This is a genomic window from Acidovorax sp. GW460-11-11-14-LB4 (assembly GCF_059423685.1).
Map to the genome: position 1 here is coordinate 1 of NZ_JBWKYJ010000113.1, position 10,108 is coordinate 10,108.

Annotated in this window: 9 protein-coding genes; 6 read left to right on the forward strand and 3 right to left on the reverse strand. The window is 65.8% G+C overall.

Annotated elements, in window-relative coordinates; all coding sequences use genetic code 11:
• A partial coding sequence (locus AC07X4_RS23110; RefSeq protein WP_494741442.1) for a phosphoethanolamine transferase occupies nucleotides 1-1,650 on the forward strand: 1,650 nt, incomplete at its 5' end.
• Nucleotides 1,651-1,725: 75 nt separating this feature from the next.
• Here AC07X4_RS23110 and AC07X4_RS23115 read toward each other — a convergent pair.
• Nucleotides 1,726-2,760, reverse strand: a complete 1,035-nt coding sequence (locus AC07X4_RS23115; RefSeq protein WP_494741443.1) for an NAD(P)H-quinone oxidoreductase — start codon at nucleotides 2,758-2,760, stop codon at nucleotides 1,726-1,728.
• A 137-nt stretch (nucleotides 2,761-2,897) separates the two neighbouring features.
• On the opposite strand from AC07X4_RS23115, the gene AC07X4_RS23120 reads away from it, so the two are divergent.
• The 3 genes from AC07X4_RS23120 (at nucleotide 2,898) to AC07X4_RS23130 (ending at nucleotide 5,381) form a co-directional block, all read left to right on the forward strand.
• On the forward strand, nucleotides 2,898-3,767 hold the full coding sequence (locus AC07X4_RS23120; protein WP_056747010.1) for a LysR family transcriptional regulator: 870 nt from the start codon (nucleotides 2,898-2,900) through the stop codon (nucleotides 3,765-3,767).
• A 100-nt stretch (nucleotides 3,768-3,867) separates the two neighbouring features.
• The gene (locus tag AC07X4_RS23125; protein WP_056747009.1) at nucleotides 3,868-4,155 is read left to right on the forward strand and encodes a GNAT family N-acetyltransferase; all 288 of its coding nucleotides are present in this window, start codon (nucleotides 3,868-3,870) and stop codon (nucleotides 4,153-4,155) included.
• 185 nt (nucleotides 4,156-4,340) lie between these two features.
• Entirely contained in the window at nucleotides 4,341-5,381 is a 1,041-nt protein-coding gene (locus AC07X4_RS23130) for a DMT family transporter (protein WP_099730778.1), read from the forward strand.
• Between the two features lie 117 nt (nucleotides 5,382-5,498).
• Here the strand turns inward: AC07X4_RS23130 and AC07X4_RS23135 are convergent, their stop codons facing one another.
• The gene (locus AC07X4_RS23135) at nucleotides 5,499-6,398 is read right to left on the reverse strand and encodes a LysR family transcriptional regulator (RefSeq protein WP_260668031.1); all 900 of its coding nucleotides are present in this window, start codon (nucleotides 6,396-6,398) and stop codon (nucleotides 5,499-5,501) included.
• An 89-nt stretch (nucleotides 6,399-6,487) separates the two neighbouring features.
• Between AC07X4_RS23135 and AC07X4_RS23140 the strand changes: the two genes are divergently transcribed.
• Nucleotides 6,488-7,570, forward strand: a complete 1,083-nt coding sequence (locus tag AC07X4_RS23140) for a sodium-dependent bicarbonate transport family permease (protein ID WP_494741444.1) — start codon at nucleotides 6,488-6,490, stop codon at nucleotides 7,568-7,570.
• A 61-nt stretch (nucleotides 7,571-7,631) separates the two neighbouring features.
• Here the strand turns inward: AC07X4_RS23140 and AC07X4_RS23145 are convergent, their stop codons facing one another.
• Nucleotides 7,632-8,891 carry a PA0069 family radical SAM protein gene (locus tag AC07X4_RS23145; RefSeq protein WP_494741445.1) on the reverse strand — a complete coding sequence of 420 codons (1,260 nt, stop codon included), beginning with the start codon at nucleotides 8,889-8,891 and terminating at the stop codon, nucleotides 7,632-7,634.
• Nucleotides 8,892-9,101: 210 nt separating this feature from the next.
• Here AC07X4_RS23145 and AC07X4_RS23150 point away from each other — a divergent pair.
• The coding region (locus tag AC07X4_RS23150) for an ammonium transporter (RefSeq protein WP_494741446.1) at nucleotides 9,102-10,108 on the forward strand (1,007 nt) is incomplete at its 3' end.

Consider the following 10,108-nt stretch of genomic DNA (forward strand, 5'->3'; position numbering starts at 1 on the left):
CCTGCACCCCGCCCCCTGCACCCCGCATGGGTGGTGGTGCTGGTCAGCACCTGGCTGGCCACGGCCTGCAACGTCCCGCTGTGGCAAGAGGTGGCCCAGCTGCCCGGCCAGGGCAGCCTGCGTGGCTGGGGCTTTGCGCTGGCATTTGCGCTCATCGTCGCGGCGGGCAACGCCGCGCTGCTGAGCCTGCTGGCCTGGCGCTGGACGCTCAAGCCCGCCGTGCTGGTGCTGGTGCTAATGGCCGCGTTTGGCGCGTACTTCATGCTGGCCTACGGCATCGCCATCGACGCCAGCATGCTGGTCAACGTGATGCAGACCGACGTGAAGGAAGCAGGCGACCTGCTCAACCTGCGCATGCTCGGCACCGTGCTCGTCCTGGCCGTGCCGCCGCTGTTGTGGCTGTACCGCCGCCCCGTGCAGCGCCTGACCGCGCTGCGCCATGTGGCGCACAACGGCCTGCTGCTGGCAGGCTCCATCGCCGTCATCGTGGTGTGCCTGCTGCTGGTGTTCCAGGACTTTGCATCGACCATGCGCAACCACACCAAGCTGCGCTACCTGATCAACCCGCTCAACAGCGTGTACGCGCTGGGCAACATTGCCACCAAGCCCCTGCGCATGGACACCAGCAAGATCCTGCCCCTGGGCCGTGACGCCCAGCTGGGCGCCAGCTACGCCAGCCAGGCCAAGCCCCCGCTGCTGGTGCTGGTGCTGGGCGAGACGGGCCGTAGCGGCAACTTTGGCCTGAACGGCTATGAGCGCGACACCACCCCCCGCCTGTCGGCCCGCAAGGACCTGGTGAGTGCCCGCAACGCCTGGTCCTGCGGCACCAGCACCGCCGCGTCGGTGCCCTGTATGTATTCGCACCTGGGCCGCACAGGCTACGAAGGCCGCTCGGCCAACTACGAAAGCCTGATCGACGTGCTGCACCACGCCGGCCTGGCGGTGCTGTGGGTGGACAACCAGTCGGGCTGCAAGGGCGTGTGCGACCGCGTTGGCGAGACCATTACCAGCACCCAGAAAGACCCGGCGCTGTGCGCCGGCGGCGAGTGCCTGGACCGCGTGATGCTCAAGGACCTGGACGCCCAGATCGCCGCCCTGCCTGCCGAGCAGCGCCAGCGTGGCACCGTGGTGGTGATGCACCAGATGGGCAGCCACGGCCCCGCGTACTACAAGCGCTCTGCGCCCGAGAACAAGAAGTTTGGCCCCGAATGCACCTCCACTGCCTTGCAGGAATGCCAGCGCGAGCAGGTGGTCAACGCCTACGACAACAGCATTGTCGAGACCGACCATTTCCTCGATTCAGTGCTCCAGTGGCTGGGAGCGCAGGAAAAACATGCCCAGACAGCTATGATTTACGTAGCAGACCATGGCGAGTCGCTGGGTGAGAACAACATCTACCTGCACGGCCTGCCCTACTCCATTGCCCCCGACGTGCAAAAACACGTGCCCTGGATCACCTGGCTGTCACCCACCATGCAGGCGCGCACCCACCTCGCCACGGGCTGCCTGCAGCAAGACCTGGGCGAGCGACGCATCACGCACGACCACTACTTCCACTCGGTACTGGGCCTGATGGATGTGAAGACCGAGGCGTACAACACCGAGCTGGACATGTTTGCCGCGTGCCGCAAGCCCGCCGCGGCAGGCTGAGGCGGACCGAAGCGGGGCCAGGCGGACGGCCCCGGCAGCCCTGTGCCACAAGGTGTGACTCAGGGCGCAGCCAGCTCAGCTCCCTTGGGGCAACAACAGAATCTTGCCGATGCTGGCGCCAGACTCCATGCGCCGATGGGCCTGTGCAGCATCGGCCAGTGCAAACGTGCTGTCGATCACCGGCCGGATCACTCCGGCGGCCAAGGCTGGCAGCCACTGCTGGGCAAACCGCTGCACCATGGCCTGCTTGACCTCGGGCGGGCGGGACTTCATCACGGTGCCAAAAATCTGCAGGTGGCGGTACAGCAGCACATCCATGGGCAGCTCCGCACCCTGCGCACCGCCCAGCAGCCCCACCGACACCAGGCGTCCGCCGTCGGCCAACGACCGCACGTTGCGCTGCAAGTACGGAGCCCCGATGAAGTCGATCACCACATCCACGCCCCGGCCCTGCGTGGCCCGGTCCACCACCGCCTGAAAGTCTTCGCTGCGGTAGTCGATGAACACATCAGCCCCGCAGCCCAGCACAGCGCCGCGCTTGTCGCCCCCCGCCGTGGCAAACACGCGCGCACCCGCCGCATGGGCCAGCTGCACGGCGGCCGACCCCACGCCGCCCGCCGCCGCATGGATCAGCACCGACTCGCCCGCGTGCAAGCGCGCCAGGTGGAACAGCGCCTCGTGCGCGGTCACGAACACCTCGGCCACGGCGCCAGCGGCTACCAAGTCCATGCCCGCAGGCACCGGCATGGCCATGCGGTGGTCAATGCGTGACAGCTCGGCGTAGGCACCCCCGCCCACGATGCCCATCACGCGGTCGCCCACGGCAAAGCCTTGCACCTCGGGCCCCATGGCGACCACCGTGCCCGCAATCTCCAGCCCCATGGTGTCGGCATCGCCAAAGTAGGCGCGACCATAGGCCCCTTTGCGGTGCAGCAGGTCGGCCCGGTTGACGCCGATGGCGGCGTTGCGTACCAGCAGGTCGTGCGGGCGCACCTCTGGGACAGGGATCTCGCGCGCCACCAGCACTTCCGGGCCGCCGAAGTCATCGAACACGATGGCTTGCATGGTGGGTTGGGGGTTTGCAGGTTGTTCGGCCGCTGGTGTGGACATGGGTGTTACTCCTCAAGCAATGGTTTCAGTGCCTTGAAGGATAGGGCTCCACGCAGTGATTCAAACGCAGCAATTTCGCTCTACAGCGATGCAAATTTGCATCACACTCACCCCTCATCCGCAACCTCCATACGGCCATGAACTGGGACGACACCCGCATCTTTCTTGCCCTGACCCGCGCGCCCTCCTTGCGCGCCGCCGCGCGCAGCCTGGGCGTGGACCAGGCCACCGTCGGGCGGAGGCTGAACGCGCTGGAGGCCGAACTGGGCGCCAAGCTCTTCCTGCGTGCCAAGGACGGCTACCTGCTCACCGCTGCAGGCGAGACAGCGCTTGCCGCCGCCCGCCGCATGGAAAGCGCGGCCCTGGACCTGCGCACCCGCATCGAGGGCCAGGACACCAGCCCCGGCGGCCTGGTGCGCGTGACCAGCACTGACTCGATCGCCATCGACCTGCTCATGCCCGCCATTGAGCGCCTGCAACAGCACTGGCCCCACATTCGCGTGGACCTGGAGGTGTCCACCCAGTTGCTCAGCCTCAGCCGCCGCCAGGTGGACATCGCTTTCCGCAACGTCCGGCCCGAGGCGCCCGACCTCGTGGTGCGCCGCGTGGTGTCGTGGCCTGTGGGCCTGTTCGCCAGTGCGGGCTATGTCGAGCGTTTTGGCATGCCGGTGCCAGAGGACGAACTGCGCGGCCACCACCTGGTGGCCTACGCGCCTTACCTGGAGCAAAGCCCGTTTCTGACCATGGCGGGCGTGCCTGCGCGCCAGGCCCGGATTGCGCTGGCCGTGCGCTCCAGCCTGTTGGTGCGCAAGGGCGTGGCGGCGGGCATTGGCCTGGGTGAAATGCCGGTGTGGATGGGGGCGCGCGAAGGCCTGGTGCGCATCTGGCCCGAGCGCCGCCGGGCGACCGACTACGAGGTCTGGCAAGTCATGCACCCCGACCTGCAACGCACGGCCCGGGTGCGCGCCACCGCAGAGTTTCTGTCCGAGGCATTCCAAGTCCAGTAGGCGCCGCAAGCCGATGGAGCCCGCCCCGCCGGGCCGGGCCCCCACTGCAGCACAGGATGCACCATACTCTGACGCAGACCCATACCCCTTGCGCCCCAACATGCCACACACCATTCACCACCAGGAACAGGACGCCAAAGGTGCGTTCTACATCGAGCGCAACGGCCAGCGCCTGGCCGAGATGACCTACAGCCGCACCAACGCCACGATGATCATCGTGGACCACACCGAGGTGGACCCATCGCTCGGCGGCCAGGGTGTGGGGCGCGCGCTGCTCGACGCACTGGTTCAATGGGCCAGGGCCACAGGCACCAAGGTGGTCCCGCTGTGCCCGTTCGCCAAGGCGCAGTTCGACAAGGACGTGTCTTTGCGGGACGTGCTGGTGTAAACAGGCCCGCTGACAGTGGTGCCCGCCCGAGGCGGTCCATTGCTGGTTACTGCGGGTCATGGCAAAGAACGCCCTTGCCCGTGGATGGGCGGCGCAACCCGCGCGCATCGGTGGTGGAGTGACTCCAGTCCTGTCGGCCCACAGCCGCTGAAGACGCCAGGCGCCTTCAGGTAGAAAATTCCGCCATGAATCAAAGCGTCATTTACGCCCTGGGCGCAGCGGTGCTCTTCGGCGCCAGCACCCCATTTGCCAAGCTGCTGACGGGCGACCTGCCACCGGTGCTGCTGGCAGGCCTTCTGTATCTGGGCAGCGGCCTGGGACTGGCCCTGGTGCGTGTGGCCCGCGATGGCGGGCTCAAGCCCTCTGGCATTCCCTTGAATGAATGGCCCTGGCTCCTGGGCGCCGTGCTGTTTGGAGGCGTGGTGGGGCCGGTGGCGCTGATGCTGGGACTGCACTCCACCAGCGGCGCCACGGCTTCGCTGCTGTTGAATCTGGAAGCGGTGCTGACCGCAGTCATTGCCTGGTGGGTGTTCAAAGAAAACGCCGACCGGCGCATCGTGGGGGGCATGCTTGCCATCGTGGCGGGAGGCATTGCCCTGGGCTGGCAGACCGGCTCTCCGTGGCAACCCGGCGGCACGGGCTCCTGGCTGGTGGTCCTGGCCTGCTTGTGCTGGGCCATCGACAACAACCTCACACGCAAGGTTTCTGCCTCCGACGCGCTCTTTGTTGCCAGCATCAAGGGCCTGATCGCGGGGTCGGTCAACACCACGCTGGCCATCAGCATGGGCGCCGCCTGGCCTTCGTGGGCCACACTGTCTGCAACGATGGCTGTCGGCCTTTTGGGATATGGACTGAGCCTTGTGCTGTTTGTGCTGGCATTGCGCGGGCTCGGCACAGCCCGCACGGGAGCGTACTTCTCCACCGCGCCCTTCATGGGGGTGGTTGTGTCCTTGTTGGTGTTCTCGGAGCCAACCTCGTGGGTGTTTTGGATGGCCGCTGCGCTGATGGGCCTGGGGGTGTGGTTGCACCTCACGGAACACCACAGCCATGAGCACCAACACGAAGCGCTGGAACACGAGCACGAACACGAACATGACGAGCACCACCAGCACGCGCATGGCGTAGAGCATCGCGGCAGCGGCAAACACAGCCACCGACACACGCACCTGCCACTGAAGCACACGCATCCGCACTACCCGGACATCCACCATCGGCATGTCCATTGAGACCGAACACCCGCTTGTGGCGGGGCCGTCCCTTTGCAGGCAGCACGGCATTCAGCGTTAAGCGCCCCCCAGTCATCACCAAGGGACGCGCCGTTGGCGAGCCCGCAGGGTGCGCAATTAGCGCAGTGCCATCCAGCCCTCCACCTCCCCCACCAAATGCGCCCGGAACACCTCGGCAATCGGTGACAGCTGCTTGCCCTTGGGCCAGACCAGGTGCCACTGCGACTGGATGGGAAAGCCCTGCACATTGAGCACGGCAAGCCCCTCGTGGTGCGGGCCCAGGGCGTGGTGGGAGACGATGGAGACGCCCAGCTGGCCCTCCACCGACTCCTTGATGGCTTCGTTGCTGCCCAGCTCCAGCAATGCGCTGGGCGCAAAACCCAGTTGGCGCAGGTGGGCGTCGGTGGCCATGCGGGTGCCGGAGCCTTTTTCGCGCAGGATGAAACGCTCCGTCTGCAATTGCGCGAGCTTGATGCGCTTTTTGGCGGCCAGGGGGTGGCCTGCGGGGGCGATGACAACCAGCGGGTTCGGCATGAGGATCTGGTCCTCCAGCGGCAAATCCGCAGGCGGCATGGACATGACGTAGAGGTCGTCCAGATTGCTGCGCAGGCGGGTGATGACGTGGTCGCGGTTGAGTACCTCCAGCGAGATATCGATTTGCGGGTGCAGCTTGCAGAAGCTGCCCAGCAGGCGGGGCACAAAGTATTTGGCGGTGCTGACCACGGCGACCTTGAGGCGCCCGCTGGTGAGGCCCTTGGCGCCCGACACGCGCTGCTCGAACGCATCCCACTCGCCCGCAATGGCACGCGCAGTGCGGGCCAGGGCCTGTCCCGCCTCGGTCAGGTGTACACGGCGTGAGACCACCTCGTACAGCGGCAGGCCCACGGCCTGGGTCACCTCACGCAACTGCATGGAGGCCGTGGGCTGCGTGACATGCATGACCTTGGCGGCGGCGCTGACGCTGCCCGTCTCGGCCAGTGCCAGGAACAGCCGCAGCTGGCGAAAGGTGATGTTCATAGATTTTTATCTATAGATAACCTCGTTCGAATCGATTTTACTTTGCAGCCCCACATCCCTAGCATCGGCCCCCAACAAGGAGTTGAATGATGCAAAGCTTGCTGGACCCCGCGATTTTGTTTTTTGCCCTGGGAGTGTTTGCGGGCCTGGTCCGATCCAACCTGGAGATGCCGGCGGCGATCTCGAAGTTCTTGTCCATCTACCTGTTGATGGCGCTGGGCCTCAAGGGCGGGTTTGCCTTGGCGGCTTCAGGCCTGACACCCAGTGTGGCCAGCAGTCTGGGGCTGGCGGTGCTGCTGGCCGTGGTGGTGCCGCTGGTGGGCTATGCGCTGCTGCGGCGGGTGCTGTCGGGCTTCAACGCGGCGGCGGTCGCAGCCACCTACGGATCGGTCAGCGCCGTGACCTTTGTGACGGCCACGCAGTACCTGGAGTCACAGCACATTGCCTACGGCGGCTATATGGCGGCAGCCATGGCGCTGATGGAATCGCCCGCCATCATCCTGGCGGTGATGCTGGCCAATGCGATGCGGCAGCGGCAGTCGGTGGCTCAGTCGTTGGCAGTCACCCCCACAAGCCCCCTTCTGCGCGTGTCACCGGTGGTCGCCATGGCGTCGGCAAGGGGCCCCGCACTGGGTGGCGCGAGCGCAGGCGGCGCACCAGGCAAACCAGGGCCTCACCTGTCGGTGGGCAAGATCCTGCACGAGTCGTTCACCGACGGCACCCAGTTGCTCCTGCTGGGCGCCATGGTGATCGGCATGGTGACTGGCGATGCCGGCAAGGCGGCCATGCAGCCGTTCTCGGGCGATCTGTTCAAGGGCATGCTGTGCCTGTTCTTGCTGGACATGGGCCTGTCCACGGCTCGCAACCTGCCTGCGGTGCGCAAGCAGTCGCCATGGCTGCTGGCCTACGCGGTGCTGGGGCCGCTGACGCACGCCAGCCTGGCCCTGGCGCTGGCCTGGCTGCTGCAGGTGCCCACGGGGGACGCCGTGCTGCTCATGGTGCTGGCCGCCAGCGCGTCTTACATCGCGGTGCCTGCCGTGGTGCGCTATGCCATCCCCGAAGCCGACCCGTCGCTGTACGTGAGCCTCTCGCTGGGGGTGACGTTTCCGCTGAACATCCTGGTGGGTATTCCGCTGTACACGCAGGTGGTACAGCAGGTGTGGGGGGGATGACGAGGCAACGCATTGCGGCCTGCGGCGCGCAGTGCAAAGTGCACGGAGATGGGCGCGGGATCTAGAAGAGGCTCCCCTGCCCTTTCAGCAGCCCTGGCCTGAACTGCCCCAGGTCCAGCCCCTCGCGCTCCCGGTTGAGCCCCAGGCGGCGGCAGGTGTTGGCAAACCGCTGGCGCAGCAAGTCAGCCCAGAGCCCGCTGCCTTTCATGCGGGTGGCAAAGTCACTGTCATAGGTCTTGCCGGCTGCGCGCTGGGCCCCGGTCAGGGGGTGCAGGTCTTGCACCCGGGCCATGACGCGCGCTGCGCGCTGCGGGTAGTGCACGGCAAGCCACTCTCGAAACAACGCATCCAGCTCCCACGGTAGTCGCAGCACGGTGTAGAACGCGGTGCGTGCACCGGCGTCGCGTGCTGCCTCCAGTACCTGCTCCATGTCTTCGGTGATGAACGGGATCTGGGGCGCCACGCTCACGCCCACCGGCACACCCGCCTCGGCCAATGCACGGATGGTGCGCAGCCGCCGGTGGGGCGCGGCGGCGCGGGGTTCCATGCGGCGAGCCAGCGCAGCGTCGACTGTGGTGATGGTGATGTACACCGCCGCCAAGCGCTGCGCTGCCAGCGGGGCGAGCAGGTCCAGGTCGCGCTCCACGCCGCTGGATTTGGTGATCAGCGAAAACGGGTGGCGCGCCTCGCGCATCACTTCGATCACGCTGCGCGTGAGCTTCAGGTCGCGCTCCACGGGCTGGTAGCAGTCGGTGGCGGAGCCGATGTTGAGCAAACGCGGCAGGTAACGCGGCTGAGCAAGCTCTTGACGCAACACCTGCGCCACGTTGTGCTTGGCCACGATCTGCGTCTCAAAGTCGAGCCCGGGCGAAAAATTGAGGTAGCTGTGCGTGGGCCGGGCGTAGCAGTAAATGCAGCCGTGCTCGCAGCCCCGGTAGGGGTTGACCGAGAGTTCAAAAAAGATGTCTGGCGAGTCGTTGGCGCAGATGGCGCTGCGTGCCGTCTCGAAATGCACGCGGGTGGCGGGTGAGGGGCTGGCGCAGGCTCCCTCGTCGCCCCCGCCCCATGCATCACCCTCTTCAGCACCCCCGCCGTTCGGCTTGCCATCCTGAGCCGTACCCGTGCCACCCTGCTCCACGCCCTCGGCCCTGCCAAGGGCGCGCGGATGGCTCCACCCATCATCTGCACGTTCGCGCTGGTCTTTGGCAAAGCGGTGGGCCATGGCCGTGGCGGCACCGCGCCCGCGGATGGCCTGCAGCGGAATGCGGATGTCCAGCGGCCGTGCAGGCAGGTCGTCGTCGGGAGGGTCAAGTGAACTCATGGCGATCGAGTGGTGGAGCAGCATGCACGATAAAACTGTTTATTTATACAGTATTTATCCACCACCTACAAACCCGCCCTCTGGCAAAGCCCCAATTCGGTGCAAAGCCTTGCACCAACTCCTGGCGCACTTCTTGCTTCAACTTGGTGCAAATCTGTGGCGTCGGATGAAAACGCACCAGAGTCGATCAATCACTATCGCGAGGACGTTATGGAAGCACTCAAACAGGGCACAGATGCCTTGTTCATCTTGCTCGGGGCGATCATGGTGTTGGCCATGCACGCCGGGTTTGCGTTTCTGGAGCTGGGCACAGTCCGCAAAAAGAATCAGGTGAATGCACTGGTCAAGATCCTGGTGGACTTTTCGGTGTCCACGGTGGTCTATTTTGTGGTCGGCTACACAGTCGCCTACGGCACGCATTTCTTCATCGGTGCCGAATCGCTGGTGCAGCAAAGCGGCTATGCGCTGGTCAAGTTCTTCTTCTTGCTCACGTTTGCGGCAGCCATTCCAGCCATTGTGTCGGGCGGCATCGCGGAGCGCGCCAAGTTTTGGCCGCAACTGCTGGCAACAGCAGTCATCGTCGGCTTTGTGTACCCGTTTTTTGAGGGTATTGCCTGGAACCAGCATTTTGGTGTGCAGGGCTGGATCAAGGCGCTGACGGGCGAAGAGTTCCACGACTTTGCGGGCTCGGTGGTGGTGCACGCCATGGGCGGCTGGATTGCGTTGCCGGCGGTGATCCTGCTGGGCTCTCGCGCCAACCGCTACCGCAAGGACGGTGCGATCTCGGCCCACCCGCCGTCCAACATCCCGTTCCTGGCGCTGGGCGCCTGGGTGCTGGTGGTGGGCTGGTTCGGCTTCAATGTGATGAGCGCGCAGACCGTGGACAAGCTTTCGGGCCTCGTCGCTGTGAACTCGCTGATGGCCATGGTGGGCGGCACGCTGGCCGCCCTGGTGCTGGGCAAGAACGACCCCGGCTTTGTGCACAACGGCCCGCTGGCGGGTCTGGTGGCCGTGTGTGCGGGCTCGGACCTCATGCACCCGCTGGGTGCGCTGGTGGTCGGCGCGGTGGCCGGGGCCATTTTTGTGCTGATGTTCACCCTGACGCAAAACAAATGGAAGATTGACGACGTGCTGGGCGTATGGCCGCTGCACGGGCTGTGCGGCACCTGGGGCGGACTGGCTGCGGGTATCTTTGGCAGCAAGGCGTTGGGCGGGCT